Below are 13216 nucleotides of genomic sequence, written 5' to 3'. Positions count from 1 at the left end.
ACCTCGACCGTCGAGGATCGCCGCCTGATCAACATGAAGCTCGCCGAGGTCTATGCCGATGGCGGCTATGTGACGCCGTGGACCGACCAGCGCGTCGCCGACGATCTCGGCGTGCCGCGCGCCTGGGTGGCGGAAATCCGCGAGGGCTTCTACGGGCCGGAAGGTTCGAACCCGCTCTTTGACAAGTATCTCACTGAGAGCGCCGACATAGCCCTTCACCTCGCGCAGCTTGCCGAGGAACGCAAAGTCGCAGGCGAAATGGTCAAGCGCGCCACAGAGGCAGCGGCGAAGGTGCGCACGCGCTGCGATGAGCTGGAAGCCAAGGTTCGCGATGTGCAGGCGCTTGGCAAGCGCGTGGAGCGGGAGCTTGGCCGATGAACGAGCTTCGCGACGGTATTGCGCAGATTGCAGCGGCGGCGACGGACGCGGAACGGGCGGCGGCGCTGCTGGCCTGCCCTTTGTCCCTGCTGATGACCTGCGAATCCACGATCCGCAACCGGTTGCAGGTGGCGCGCTTTCACGAGGGCATCCGCTATCTGGAAACGGAACTGGCCGCCCTTCGCGGCTTCCGCGACGAAACCGGGCTGCCTCCGGGCGGCATGGATGTCGCCGTGGTGCGCGGGCGCCTGGGACGGATTTCGCGCGGGGAAGATCCGAGCGGGCAGGGGGAGGCTTGACCATGCACGGCACCCTCTTTTCCGGCTCGACCCTCGACCAGGTTTCACGGCGTCATGTCGGCGCTCGCCCGCTGATCGTCGACAGCTTTGCGGGCGGCGGCGGGGCCTCTACGGGTATCGAGATCGCACTCGGCCGCTCGCCAGACATCGCGATCAACCATAATCCGGCGGCGCTGGCGTTGCATGCGGCGAACCATCCAGAGACGCTCCACCTCTCGGAGAACGTCTACCGGGTCGATCCGCTCGATTACCTCGCCGGCCGCCATATCGGCCTGATGCACTTCTCGCCCGACTGCAAGCATTTTTCCAAGGCGAAGGGCGGCAAGCCAGTGGAGCGCAACATTCGCGATCTCGCCTGGATCATTCCCGGCTGGATCGAACGCATCCAGAAGAGCGGCGGCCGCGTCGATGTCGTCACCATGGAGAACGTCGAGGAATTCAAGGATTACGGCCCGCTTGTGCAGACCGATCGCGGCCTGATGCCGGACCCGGAGCGCAAGGGCGAGAGCTACCGGAAGTGGGTGAAGGCATTGAAGCGGCTGGGCGGTAGACTCGAGTCCCGCGAGCTGCGCGCGTGCGACTATGGCGCGCCAACGATCCGCAAGCGGTTGTTCGTCGTCATCCGCTTCGATGGCAAAAAGATCGTCTGGCCGGAGCCGACGCACGGGCGGCCGGACGATCCCGAAGTGATCGCCGGGAAGAAGCTGCCGTGGCGCACGGCTGCGGAGTGCATCGACTGGTCACTTCCTTGCCCGTCGATCTTCGACAGCTCCGCCGAGATCATGGAAAAGCACGGCCTTCGTGCCGTTCGTCCGCTCGCCGACAACACCATGGCCCGCGTCGCGCGCGGGATGAAGCGGTATGTGCTTGACGCCGAGCGGCCATTCCTCGTCAACCTGACGCATGGCGCGCGCTGCGAAGATCTGGAACAGCCGTTCAACACGATCACCGGGGCGCATCGCGGCGAAAAGGCGGTCGTCGCTCCTCACCTGATGACCATGCGCAATTCCGGCAAGCCCTTCAACGGGGCGGACGAGCCCGCGCACACCATCACCGCCGGCGGCGCGGGGCTCACTGTCGTCGCGCCGGTCCTGACGCATGCGCAGCAGGGCGGCGCGGTGCGCTCCGTCGAGGCTCCGCACCATACGATCACGGCCAGCAGCAAGGACCAGAACGCCGTCATCGTTCCGACGCTGGTCGGCTGCGGTGGGCGCGCCGGGCAGAGCCGCCCCCGCAGTGGCGACGAGCCGACCGCGACGATCACCGCTAAGGCGGACAGCTGCGTCGCCGTCGCCTTTGTCGCGCAACACAACAACGACAGCCGTCGTTACGGCGGCGTCAATCCGGGCCGCTCGGCGGATGAGCCCGTCTCGACCGTGACGGCGACGGGGGCGCAGCAGGGCGTGATCTCCGCCTTCATCTCGCGCCAGTTCGGCACGAGCACCGGCCACGGCATGGAAGAGCCGAACGGCACGATCACGGCGGACGGTGGCGGGAAGTCCGTTCTCGTCGCGCCGTATCTTCAAGCCTACTACGGCAACGGCGACGGCGGCGAAGAGGATCAGCCGTGCCGCACGATCACGACGAAGGACCGCCACGGCCATTGCGAGGCGGCGCTCTCGGTTCCACCCTTCACCGACGCGCAGGCGGAGCGGGCACGCGACGTCGCGGCGTTCCTGCGGGCGCACGGGTTCTGGGATGAACGCGAGTTCGTGACGATCGAGGTCAGCGGCGAAACCTTCGTCATCGTCGATATCGGCATGCGCATGCTGACGCCGCGCGAACTCTACAACGCGCAGGGGTTCCCCGGCGACTATGTGATCGACGGCGGGTGGCAGGAGGATGCGGACGGCGACGCACCTGTCTGGGTCGAGTTTCCGAAGTCCGTGCAGGTCTCCTGCGTCGGCAACAGCGTCTCGCCGCCACCCTACGCAGCCATCGTGGCGGCGAACTGCGGCGACCTGGCGGAATTCAGGGAGGCTGCGGAATGAGCGTTTACGTCGACGACATGAAAGCGCCCTTCGGCAATATGGTCATGTGCCACATGTGGGCGGACAGCGATGACGAGCTGCTGGCGATGGCCGATCGCATCGGCGTGCAGCGCAAGTGGATTCAGGGGCACCCGACGCTTTCGTTCGGGAAGCACCGCAACGCGAGCTGGGTGCATTTCGATATCGCCCTGTCGAAGCGTGCGCTGGCCGTGCGGGCGGGCGCGATCGAGACCGACCGCTATGGGCCGGTGGAGCACATGAGCCGTCTGCGCCTCGACGCGGCCGTGGTGCGTGGGGACATCGAAGTTCAGCAGCGGGCGCATGCCATGCTGGAAAACAATGCGCGCCTGCGGGCCGGGCAGGTGGCGGAATGAGCCATGATGCGACCAACTGGGCGATCAAGCAGCGCGGTATCAAGCCGGCTCTTAAGGTCGTTCTTTGGAACCTCTGCGACCGTTACCATCCGGACAATGGCTGTTTCCCTTCGCAGGAGACGCTGGCCGAGGATTGCGAGGTGCCGCGCTCCACGCTGAACGTCTATCTTGGCGAGCTGGAAAGGCTGGGCCTGATCCTGCGCGAACAGCGCAGGGAGAAGGGTTCTAAACGGCAGGAGCGGACGCGCTACTTCTTCCCGTTCGAGCCTGATTTTGCGTTGAAAAAGGCTGAAAACCCGAGTCCAGAAACTGGACACGGACCCGACGAAGCCGAGTCCAGAAACGGGGCTGAGCCGAGTCCAGAAAATGGCGAAAGCCGAGTCCAGAATCTGGACAGTAACCCTGTAAGGGAACCAGTAAGAGAACCTGTAAAAGAGAAGGGGCGCGTGCGCGTTGATCATGGGGACGATCGTTCCTGTGTTCCGGGAACCGCTGAATTCCGAAAGCGGCTCCAGCGGTTTCTGTCTGGTGACGGCTATGGCATGGGTGAGTGGCCAAAGTGGGCGGACAAGACGACGATCAACTACATCGAGGGTCATTTCGCCAGACTTTCCGAGGCTGACCGAAAAGCGGCCGAGGGCTCTCGTGATGCCTTCCTTTCGAAGTGCAAGCGCGAAGGCAGCAAGGTGATGGGCGCTGGAAACTACTTCCGTGATCGCGTCTGGGAAGTGCTGAGCGGCCGGGACCGAGAGGCATATGCAGAGTTGTCTGCTGCTCGTTCGGGCACTCCTGCACGGCCCGATAACTGGGCGACAGCATACGGGCCGTTGCATGCAGCCATACTGTTCCGCCTGCTATGCGAAGGCCCTGAAAGGCCGGAAGCAGTGCCGTTGAACGGAATGTGGCTTGCTTCCCACCTGCGGACCGCATGGCCCCGACTTGCCGCCTTTTGGCAGCAGACTGATTTACGCGGTGGGCTTACCGCTTCCGATCGCGATGCGTCTCTGGCGTGCATGATGGAGTTTGTGCCCGTTGGCAGCGACATGATGGCGGCCTGGCGCGAGGAGATGCGCCGCCGGGGGCTTCCGGAGATACGGATCCGCGATGGCATGCGGGGGCTCTATTTCCCGACTGGTGGCCCGAATGGGCTAATTGATTTTGAGGCAATGGTTCGAGAGGTACGAGGCGATGAACATGCAGCATAGGCGTGGGCAGTTCGAGCTGGCGATGCCGATCGTTATTCGGAAATCCTGCCTGGCGTTCACGCAAGAGAAGAGCGCCCGCGATACCGAGATCCGAATCGACCAGCTGAGCATGGCCTCGCGTGCTGTCGTGAGCCGAATCGCTGCTGATTATGACGAGATGAAACCGGCCTGGTTCTGCCTTCGCGTGCTGACCGGGCGCGAAAGTGCTGTGGAAAAGTTGTTGGACGATGCCGACGTGGAGGTGCTTGTCGTTCGTTCGGGAGCCTACAAAGTCGTTCGCAGGGGGCGGGTTCGCATCATGCCATCGCGCCCAGTTGTGGCCGGATATGTCCTCGTTCGCTGTCTGAATCTGCCAGCTGCGATGGCTGGGCTTGCCCATGTAAACGATGTGCTCGCCATCGTCGGCGGGGCATCTTCGCCGTATCGGATTCATGACGATGAGGTCATTCGATTCAAGGCTCTGGCGGATGACGGCAAGTACACGCACCGGGTACCTGTGAAGGTCGACTACATGGTCGGCGAACAGGTGCGGGTGTGTGACGGACCCTTCGCGAGTTTCGATGCAATCGTCACCTCGATCGACATGGCGGAGAAGTTCCGAGTGAGCGTTGAAGTGTCGATCTTCGGGCGCTCGACGCCTGTCGAGCTGGATATTGCGCAGATCGAAAAAATGTGAGTATGAATCGCCTCACGGATGATCTTGGATCCCATGTGTGGGCTTTTGAGTTGGCGGCTTGACCGGCAACGAGCGAGGGAAACCTCGGAGCTGCTTACCGGCAAGACCCTCCCCTGACAGCCTCGATCGAGAGGCACCGATTCAGGGCCGCTGCTACCGCTATGACCAGACGACAGATGAGGCGAAAGGTCGCCTTTGTTGTGTCTAGGGTATGGTCAGAACATGGGTGAGTGATGCTTGAGACCGAAGTGCGCTTCGACCTTCGCAATTTCGAGCGCTCCATGTCTGACGTCGCGCGCAAACAGCTGCCCTATGCTGCGATGCTTGCGTTGAACGAAACGGCAAAGGGCGGACGCCTCGCCGTGCAGAAGGAAATGGATCGGGTGTTCGATCGCCCGACCCCTTATGCAAAACGCGGTGTAATATTCGACAAGGCGACCAAGCAGAATATGCGAGCCGCCGTCGTCGTTACCGGCAATCGAACCAAGGGCGCGTTGCCAGCAACAGCGTTCCTCGGCCCACAGATCCGCGGCGGTCAGCGCACGCACAAAGCATTTGAGCGCCAGCTGATCGATCGCGGATTGATGGAGCGTGGCGAAGTTGCCGTGCCGGCCAATCGCACGCCTCTCGATCGATACGGCAACATGACGCAAGGTTTTCTCAACCGCGTCATGGCCGACTTGCAGATCGACTATCGTGGCGCCGGGGCTACTCGTGTTCGTAGCGATGCCAGCCTGAAGCGGAACAAGAACTATCGCAATGCGCGGTTCTTCGTTCCGAAGCGAGGGGGGCATCTCTTTCCCGGTGTCTGGCAGAGAAGTCCGGCCGACAACAGTATCTTCCCGGTGATCCTCTTTGTCCGGTCGGAAAGCTATCGCGTCAGGCTGCAGCTCGAAGCGGTTGTCGAGCGCCATGTCGCCGCCACCATCGACGAAAACTTCGCGGTCGCCTTCGCCCATTCCATGCGGACGGCCCGATGACCGATCAGGCCGAATTCGCGGGTCCTTCCCGCACAAACCCGCCCCGCGGGTATTTGGCACCGCTGGTATTGTCCAGACCGTGTGAGTTTCTGAAGCCTAAACTCGCGAGCTAAAGACGGGGCAGCTAAAGTCGTGGCGGACCTAAACTCCGGTTAGCCTTGTTCAGCTGAACACGTAAACGCCGGCCGTTGTGACGACCACGAAAGAGGCGAACCATATGGCGGCGGCCATCAACCAGAAGGGGGCGGGCCGGAGGCGGTCGAGCCAGAACCGGCGCTGAATATCCTCGCTCAGGACCTTCAGTTTCTCGCGCGGATCGCCCCACTTGATGCGCCGGAATTTGTAGACGTTGTTGACCATGGCGAAACCAGTAAGCTCCGCCGGGTTAGCCAAGGTTGAACTTTTTGCACCGCATTTTACAGGTTCCAAGATGGACGGCACGGCGGTGGCGATGAGCAAGGGCGAGTTCGCGGCCCACATCGGCGTTTCGCCGGGGCGCGTCTCGCAATACATCGCCGAGGGCCAGATCAGCGGCGATGCGATCGAGGGCGTCGGGCGTTACGCGAAGATCCGGGCGGAGGTGGCCAAGCAGCAGCTCCGCCGCTTCCTCGATCCCAGCCAGCGGTTCGGCGCCAACGGGGCTGCCGCATTAGGCGGCGGCCAGGCGCCGGCCAAGGCTGTGCCGGATCAGCTGCCGCTGTCGGCTGAACGGCGCGAGCCTGATCGCAAGGCGGAACCGGCGCCAAAGTTGCCGCAGGCGCCGACCGATCCGACGCAGGATGAACTGGCCCAGCTCCGCCTTCGCCGCGAGCGGATCGCGACAGAGAAGGCAGAGCGCGAGGAGATGCTCGAAATCGGCCGCTACATGCTGGCCGAGGTAGCGCGCCGGGAGATGGGGCGCCTCGCCGCCGAGGCGTTCAAGATGATGGAAATGGGGATTGGCGAGATGGCAAAGGTCATGGCTGCACAGTTCGGCATTCCCCAGCACGACGCGCAGCACGCGCTGCTGAAATCGTTCCGCACGGTGCGCGCCAAGGCGGCCGAGGATTTCCGCAAGCGCCAGGCCGACCTTGCTGAACACGTCGAAGACGACGAGGACGGCGCCGAATGACGATGCTCTATAACCCGGCGCGGCTCGTCTATGACGTGCTGGCCGAGGTCACCGAGCCGCCGCCGCCGGTCGACTACCTGCGCTGGGCAAAAGACAACATCGTCTTTTCCGAGCGCATCACCGACCATGCCGGCCCGTACAACGAACGGCTGGTGCCGTTCTTCTCGGAGATCCTCCGAGCATTGTCGCCGGAAGATCCGTGCAACGTCGTCAGCCTGGCGAAGTCGGCGCAGATCGGCGGCACGATCTGCGCGAACATCTTCACGCTCGGTTCGCTCGATATGACGCCCGGCGATTTCCTCTACGTCCACCCGACGGAAGAAAACGCCGCGCGTTGGTCGAAGACGAAGCTGATGCCGCTGGTGCGGGAGACGCCGCGCATCGCCGCGCTGTTCTCGACGAACAGCCGCGAGGCCAGCAACAAGGTGCTCTACAAGGAGCGCATCGACGGGCGCGGCGCAATCCAGGCGGCCGGTGCCAACTCGCCCGCCGGCCTGTCGATGATCTCGCCGCGCAAGCAGGTCCAGGACGACCTGGCGAAGTGGCAGAAGAACGAGGCCGGTGATCCGGAAGTACAGGCCGACAGCCGAACGAAGGCATTCTTCACCGGCAAGATCTTCAAGATCTCGACGCCGATGGTATCGCCCGGCTGCAAGATTACGCAGAACTTCGACGAGGGCACGCAGGAAACCTATCACGTTCCCTGTCCGCACTGCGGCCACCTGCAGGATCTGCGCTGGGAGAACATGCGGGATCATATCGACCCCGCGCACCCGGAGAAGGCGCACTTCGTCTGTGTCGAATGTGGCTGCGAGATCCAGGAGCATCATCGTGAGTGGATGGTGCAACCGGAGAACGGCGCGAAGTGGATCGCCAAGTATCCGGAGCGGGCGCGGCGGCATCGGTCGTTCCGGATCTGGATGGCCTATTCGCCCTTCGAGCGCTGGGAGAACCTCGCCGCCGAATATCTGGCCCTGCAGGCTGGCGGCCCTGAGAAGCGCGAGGACGGTTCCGGCGCCGAGCAGACGTTCTACAACGATTGGCTCGGGCTTGCTTATGAGGCCGACAACAAGGCCGTCGACTGGGAAGTGCTGCGCGATCGCGCCGAGGAAACAGGTTTTGCCCGCGGCGTCATACCTGCCGAAGCGCTCGTACTGGTCATCGGCGTGGACGTCCAGGGCGACCGCGTCGAGTGGACGCTTGTCGGCTATGGTCGTAACCGTTACCGCGCAGTGATCGATTGCGGCGTCATCGACAATCGTGCCGGTCGCCATCTTGCGGAATTCAAGGAACATTCCGGGCATATCTCGGAAACGCAGGTTCGCGACGAACTTGACCGGCTGCTGATACGGCAGTTCCCCGATGTCGCCGGCCGCAAGCGCACTTGCGACTTTCTGGCGATCGACGGCAACGCCTATACCGACGATGTCTATGGCTGGGTCCGGCGCCATCCGAAGTCGAAGGTGATCATGGTGCGTGGCGGCAGCTCGGATGCCGCACCCGCCATCGCCCAGGCGCATGAGTACGACAAGAAGGGCCGGCGCAAGAAGCAGAAGTGGACCTCGCGCTTCTACACGTTCAACGCCTCGGCCTTCAAACTGCGCCTCTATCGCGACTTCAAAAAGGATGATCCGACACAGGCCGGTTACATCCGGTTTGCCCGAGGTCTCGGCGACGAGTTCTTCCGGCAGGCGACGGCGGAATCCCGCGTGCCGGAAAAGTCGAAGCGTACCGGACACACCCGCTATGTCTGGCGCCTCGCCGAAGGCCGCCGGAACGAGGTGATGGACATGCTGAACCAGAGCCTCGCCGGCGCGTACCGGCTCGGCCTTCCGTATTGGGGCGATGACGAGTGGGACGCCGTGGCTGATCGTATCGAAAAGACGCCCGTTCCCGAACAGCACGACATCGAGGAACTGCTCATGCCGGGTGCGGACAGCTTCAAGACCCTGGCCGACAAGCCAACCGAGGACGACCAGTCCGCGCGTGTCGCCGCCGCCCTGGCTCGTGCAGCCCGCAACGCAGCCCGCAACCGATAGGACGTTTGCATGTCTTTGACCGAAGAGCAGCGCGCGCTTGTCCAGGTGCGGCTGGACGAGGCGCGTACCGCCCTGCACAAGCTTGAGATCGGCGAGGCAACTGTGAGCCTCGCCTACAACGGCGAGAGCGTGACCTATTCGGTCGCCGATGTGGGCAGGCTTCGTCAGTACATCCGCAGCCTCGAGGCGCAGCTCGGCCTGCGTTCTCTCGGCCGTGCGCGGTCTCGCGGGGTGGTGTTCGGATGACGGCACCACAGATCCTCGGTCCCGACGCCCGGCCGCTGGCCCCGCAGGTGCGCGCCGCTGCGCGCGTTCAGATGGCTAAGAACCGAGCGATGTCGTCAGCGGCCTATCAGGGTGCGGCCTACGATCATCCGAACTTCGCCAAGTGGGACGTCGGCAACTATTCCGGCCAGACCGCTCTCAGCTGGTCGCGCCGTACGCTCGTCGATCGTCTGAACGATGTTGCCCGCAATGACGGCTGGGGCGCTGCGGGCACCTCCCGCCTCGTCGACAACATCGTCGGCGCCGGCTGGCGTCTCGCCGCACGGCCGAACCACGTCTCGCTCAACATGACGTTCGATCAGGCCGAGGAGATCAGCGACCGCATCGAGGCGCTGTGGCGGGATTACACAAACGATGTCGACAACTGGTGCGACGCCGAGCGGACGAAGACGATGGCCGGCATCCTCGGCCTTGCTGCCCGCCAGCGTTTCGGTCCCGAGGGCGAGGCCTTCGGCATCATCATCTGGCAGGAAGATGCGCCGCAGTTCTCGACCGCCGTGCACGTGATCGATCCGGCGCGCTGCTGCAATCCGAATGGCCGTATGGACGAGGAATTCCTGCGCGATGGCGTCGCGATCGACGGCTACGGCGCACCGCAGGGCTATCACTTCCGCAAGTCGCATCCCGGCGACGTCTATGCGGGCAATACCGGTATCTGGTCGTGGGAGTATGTCGAGCGGGCCACCGAATGGGGCCGGCCCGTCGTGGTGCACAGCTTCGAGCAGAAGCGGGCCGGCATGACGCGCGGCGTCTCCGACTGGGCGCCGGTCATGCGCTCGATCAAGCAATCGACCGACTATGAGGACTTCGAGAGCCAGGCGGCGCTGCTGAACGCTGTCATGGCCGCCTTCATCGAGACGCCCTTCGATCCGGAAGAGTTCCTCGATGCGATGGGTGCCGAAGTTAACACAGGCACGCTTGGCAAGCTCTACGGCGAAATGGCCGAGGCGCAGAGGGCCTACTACGGCGCAGCTCCCATCCAGATCCCGGGCGTCAAGGTCAACATGCTGCAGCCAGGCGAGAAGGCGACCTTGACCAAGCCGGAGCACCCGAATGCGAACTTCGAGGCGTTCGTGAATGCGGCCCTGCGTAAGATCGCGTCTGCTGTCGGCCTCACCTATGAGCAGCTGACGATGGACTGGAGCCAGGTCAATTACTCCTCGGCCCGCGCCGCCCTTCTGGAGATCTGGCGCGGCTTCACCGCGAAAAAGGGCAACTTCGCCGCCCAGTTCATGGCGCCGATTTATCGGGCCTGGCTGGAAGAGGTGTTCGATCGCGGACTCGTCGAGATCCCGGAGGGTGCTGTTCCCTTCGACGAGAACCCCGCCGCGTGGTGCCATGCCGACTGGATCGGACCCGGCCGTGGCTGGATCGACCCGCTGCGTGAGGCGCAGGCAGCCGGCGAGCGTCTCGAACGCGGTCTTACGACCCTGCAGCACGAGGCGGCCGAACAGGGGCGCGACTGGAAGACGGATGCCGACGAGCTGGCGCGTGAGGTTCGCTACTATGCCGAGCGCGGGCTGAAGCACCCGGCCATGGGCGACGGCATGGTCGGCCACAACGGCGGTCCGCCGCTCGATGATCAGGATCAGGACACCGAGATCGAGGAGCAGGTAAACGGCCGCCGGTCGACCCGCCATGCCCTCGGCATTCCTGCGATCCGGAGGCGCACATGACGAACTATCCGGAAATCGCGAGCCGCATGTTCAACACGCCGCTGATGCTGCACCCGTCCAAGGGCGACATCATCGCGCGCGCCTTTGGACCGCGCGTTCTTGGCCTGCCGGATGTTGCCGTCGCTGTTACCGGAAGTGAAGCCATGGGGCTCGTCGGCGATCCGATGGGCGATTGGCTAAGCGACGATGGTCCGCGGGAGCGCAATGGCATTGCGTTTCTCGACATAGAGGGATCGCTGGTCAACAAGGGCAAGTGGATTGGCAAGTCATCGGGAATGACCAGCTATGAGGGCATCATTTCGCAGGCAAATGCGATTGAGGCTGATCCGTCGGTGCGCGGCGTCGTGCTCGAAGTCGACAGCTTCGGCGGTGAGGTGACCGGTGCCTTCGATTGCGCAGAGCGCTTGTTCGAGCTGTCGAAGGCCAAACCGACGATTGCGGTTCTGACAGATCATGCCTGTTCGGCCGGCTATCTCCTGGCCGCCGCAGCGCGTCAGATCGTCATCCCGGCGACCGGCATTTGCGGCTCGATCGGCGTCATTTCCATGCACGTCGACATGAGCGCCTGGCTCGCGAAGGAAGGTCTGAATGTCACCATCCTGAAGGCCGGAGCCCATAAGGCCGACCTGAACCCTTACGAGCCCCTGCCGAAGGAAGTGGTGGAGCGCGAACTTGCCGAGCTCGAAGAGCTTCGCGTCGAGTTCGCCACAACCGTCTCCCGCTTCCGCGCCGGCCGACTCTCACTGGAATCCGCGCTGGCGACAGAGGCGGGTGTCTACCGTGGCCAGAAGGCGGTCGAGGCTGGTCTCGCCGATGCTGTGGCGCGGCCCACTCAGGTCCTTGCGGCCTTCGAAGCAGAACTGAGCCGGACCGCCGGCTGATCCCAACATCACAGGAGACAGGAATGTCGAAGCTGACCCGTGCCACGCTGGCTCGCAGCGTGCTCGCCGCTGTGCGCGGCAAGATGGAAGACGAGCGCCCGGAAGACATCGAGGACGACGAGCAGGCCTCCGATGACGAGCGCGACGAGGATGCGGCCGACGAGGAGCGCGATCCGGACGCCGAAGAGGAAAAGCCGGACGAAGACGCCGAGGACGAGGCGCCCGGTGAAGAGGACGAGCAGCCCGAGGGCCGTTCCGCCTCGGCCATTCGGCACGCCGAACAGGGGCGCATTCACGCGATCCTGACGCACCCGAAGGCCGACGCCAATCCGGGCCTCGCCGCCGAACTCGCCTTCGGCAAGCGCCACTACTCCGCAAAGGAGGCCGGCGCGCTGCTGTCGTCCTCGGCGGCAAACGGTCGGCTGGCCGCGAAGATGAAGGGGCGCGTACCGGCCCTCGGCGCCGGTGACGCCGGTGGCGGCTCGTCGCCGCGCCAGCATCTGACCGCCTCGGTGGGCAACTTCATCAATGGCCTGCACGGCCGTAACCGCAAGGGAGCCTGAGCCATGGCGACTGCAACTTTCTCCCCGAACGACCTGCTCGTCAGCGACGTGCCGGTCATCACCCGCAACGTCACCCTGATCAGCGGGCAGAACCTCAAGCGGGGTGCCGTGCTCGGCAACATCACCGCAAGCGACAAGTACACCCTGTCGCTTTCCGCATCCGCCGACGGTTCCCAGACGCCGGGCCTCGTGCTCGCGGCCGATGCCGATGCCAGCGGCGGCGATCTCGTCGTGCCTGCTTATGCCTCCGGCGCCTTCGATTCCACCAAACTCGTTTTCGGCACGGGTCACACCGCCGCGACCGTCGAGGCTGCCTTCCGCAAGGAAGGCGCGCCCCTCTACGTCCGCACGCTGAAGTAACGCCATCTCCCAGAAAGGGCACCATCCATGGCTGATATTCTCCTGAATACGGCAGAACTCACCGCGGTTCTGCCGCCGCGCGACCGGCCGGAAGCGTTCCTTCGCGACCGCTACTTCGGCACGACCGTGCTTTCGGATGCCGAAGAGATCGTCTTCGACAAGATCCTGCCGGATCGCGAGCTTGCACCGTTCGTCCATCCCGACGTGCCGGGCAAGGACAGCGCCAATCGCGGATTCAAGGCGACGAGCTTCACGCCTGCCTATGTGAAGCCGCAGAACACGCTGCGGCCGCGCGGCAACATGATCCGCATTCCCGGCGAGCGCATCGGCGGCGAGATGTCGCCGGCTGACCGCTACGCCTACAACCTCGCCATGATCATCGACGATCAGGATATGCG

15 protein-coding genes and 1 pseudogene are annotated in these 13216 nt (G+C 63.9%); 15 read left to right on the top strand and 1 reads right to left on the bottom strand.

The window, feature by feature from the left end; translation table 11 throughout:
* From CRO48_RS32610 to CRO48_RS30590, 7 genes and pseudogenes are all read left to right on the top strand, one after another.
* Positions 1-378: pseudogene (locus CRO48_RS32610) on the top strand (hypothetical protein); the annotation flags it as partial.
* Positions 375-677, top strand: a complete 303-nt coding sequence (locus CRO48_RS30615) for a hypothetical protein (protein ID WP_097143422.1) — start codon at positions 375-377, stop codon at positions 675-677. The pseudogene CRO48_RS32610 and the gene CRO48_RS30615, both read left to right, overlap by 4 nt.
* 2 nt (positions 678-679) lie before the next feature.
* The gene (locus tag CRO48_RS30610) at positions 680-2668 is read left to right on the top strand and encodes a DNA cytosine methyltransferase (RefSeq protein ID WP_097143421.1); all 1989 of its coding nucleotides are present in this window, start codon (positions 680-682) and stop codon (positions 2666-2668) included.
* Positions 2665-3042: a DUF4031 domain-containing protein gene (locus CRO48_RS30605; RefSeq protein WP_097143420.1), complete on the top strand. Its 378-nt coding sequence runs from the start codon at positions 2665-2667 to the stop codon at positions 3040-3042. The genes CRO48_RS30610 and CRO48_RS30605 overlap by 4 nt, the downstream gene beginning before the upstream one ends.
* Positions 3039-4247 (top strand): helix-turn-helix domain-containing protein, encoded by a 1209-nt coding sequence (locus CRO48_RS30600; RefSeq protein WP_097143419.1) that lies wholly within the window; start codon positions 3039-3041, stop codon positions 4245-4247. The genes CRO48_RS30605 and CRO48_RS30600 overlap by 4 nt, the downstream gene beginning before the upstream one ends.
* Positions 4231-4923 (top strand): transcription termination/antitermination protein NusG, encoded by a 693-nt coding sequence (nusG, locus tag CRO48_RS30595; protein ID WP_097143418.1) that lies wholly within the window; start codon positions 4231-4233, stop codon positions 4921-4923. The genes CRO48_RS30600 and nusG overlap by 17 nt, the downstream gene beginning before the upstream one ends.
* Positions 4924-5156: 233 nt before the next feature.
* Positions 5157-5903, top strand: a complete 747-nt coding sequence (locus CRO48_RS30590; protein ID WP_097143417.1) for a hypothetical protein — start codon at positions 5157-5159, stop codon at positions 5901-5903.
* A 162-nt stretch (positions 5904-6065) separates the two neighbouring features.
* On the opposite strand, the gene CRO48_RS30585 is transcribed toward CRO48_RS30590, so the two are convergent.
* Positions 6066-6362, bottom strand: a complete 297-nt coding sequence (locus tag CRO48_RS30585; RefSeq protein WP_141402160.1) for a hypothetical protein — start codon at positions 6360-6362, stop codon at positions 6066-6068.
* Here CRO48_RS30585 and CRO48_RS30580 point away from each other — a divergent pair.
* From CRO48_RS30580 to CRO48_RS30545, 8 genes are all read left to right on the top strand, one after another.
* Entirely contained in the window at positions 6355-7014 is a 660-nt protein-coding gene (locus CRO48_RS30580) for a hypothetical protein (protein WP_176526961.1), read from the top strand. The two genes, CRO48_RS30585 and CRO48_RS30580, sit on opposite strands and share 8 nt — an antisense overlap.
* Positions 7011-9053, top strand: a complete 2043-nt coding sequence (locus tag CRO48_RS30575; RefSeq protein WP_097143414.1) for a phage terminase large subunit family protein — start codon at positions 7011-7013, stop codon at positions 9051-9053. Before CRO48_RS30580 ends, CRO48_RS30575 begins: the two co-directional genes overlap by 4 nt.
* Positions 9054-9062: 9 nt before the next feature.
* Positions 9063-9299, top strand: a complete 237-nt coding sequence (gpW, locus tag CRO48_RS30570) for a gpW family head-tail joining protein (protein ID WP_097143413.1) — start codon at positions 9063-9065, stop codon at positions 9297-9299.
* Entirely contained in the window at positions 9296-11014 is a 1719-nt protein-coding gene (locus tag CRO48_RS30565) for a phage portal protein (RefSeq protein WP_097143412.1), read from the top strand. Before gpW ends, CRO48_RS30565 begins: the two co-directional genes overlap by 4 nt.
* Complete coding sequence (locus CRO48_RS30560) at positions 11011-11895, top strand: S49 family peptidase (RefSeq protein WP_097143411.1); 885 nt, start codon at positions 11011-11013, stop codon at positions 11893-11895. Before CRO48_RS30565 ends, CRO48_RS30560 begins: the two co-directional genes overlap by 4 nt.
* A 23-nt stretch (positions 11896-11918) precedes the next feature.
* The gene (locus CRO48_RS30555) at positions 11919-12458 is read left to right on the top strand and encodes a hypothetical protein (RefSeq protein ID WP_097143410.1); all 540 of its coding nucleotides are present in this window, start codon (positions 11919-11921) and stop codon (positions 12456-12458) included.
* A 3-nt stretch (positions 12459-12461) separates the two neighbouring features.
* Positions 12462-12818, top strand: a complete 357-nt coding sequence (locus tag CRO48_RS30550; RefSeq protein ID WP_097143409.1) for a head decoration protein — start codon at positions 12462-12464, stop codon at positions 12816-12818.
* A gap of 27 nt (positions 12819-12845) precedes the next feature.
* Positions 12846-13216: major capsid protein (locus CRO48_RS30545; protein ID WP_176526960.1), on the top strand; the 371-nt coding region annotated here is incomplete at its 3' end.

Origin of the sequence: Rhizobium subbaraonis, assembly GCF_900220975.1 — a bacterium.
GTDB classification, from domain to species: Bacteria; Pseudomonadota; Alphaproteobacteria; order Rhizobiales; family Rhizobiaceae; genus Mycoplana; species Mycoplana subbaraonis.
The sequence above is the reverse complement of the archived record's forward strand: the minus strand, read 5'-3'. Positions and strand labels throughout refer to the sequence as shown.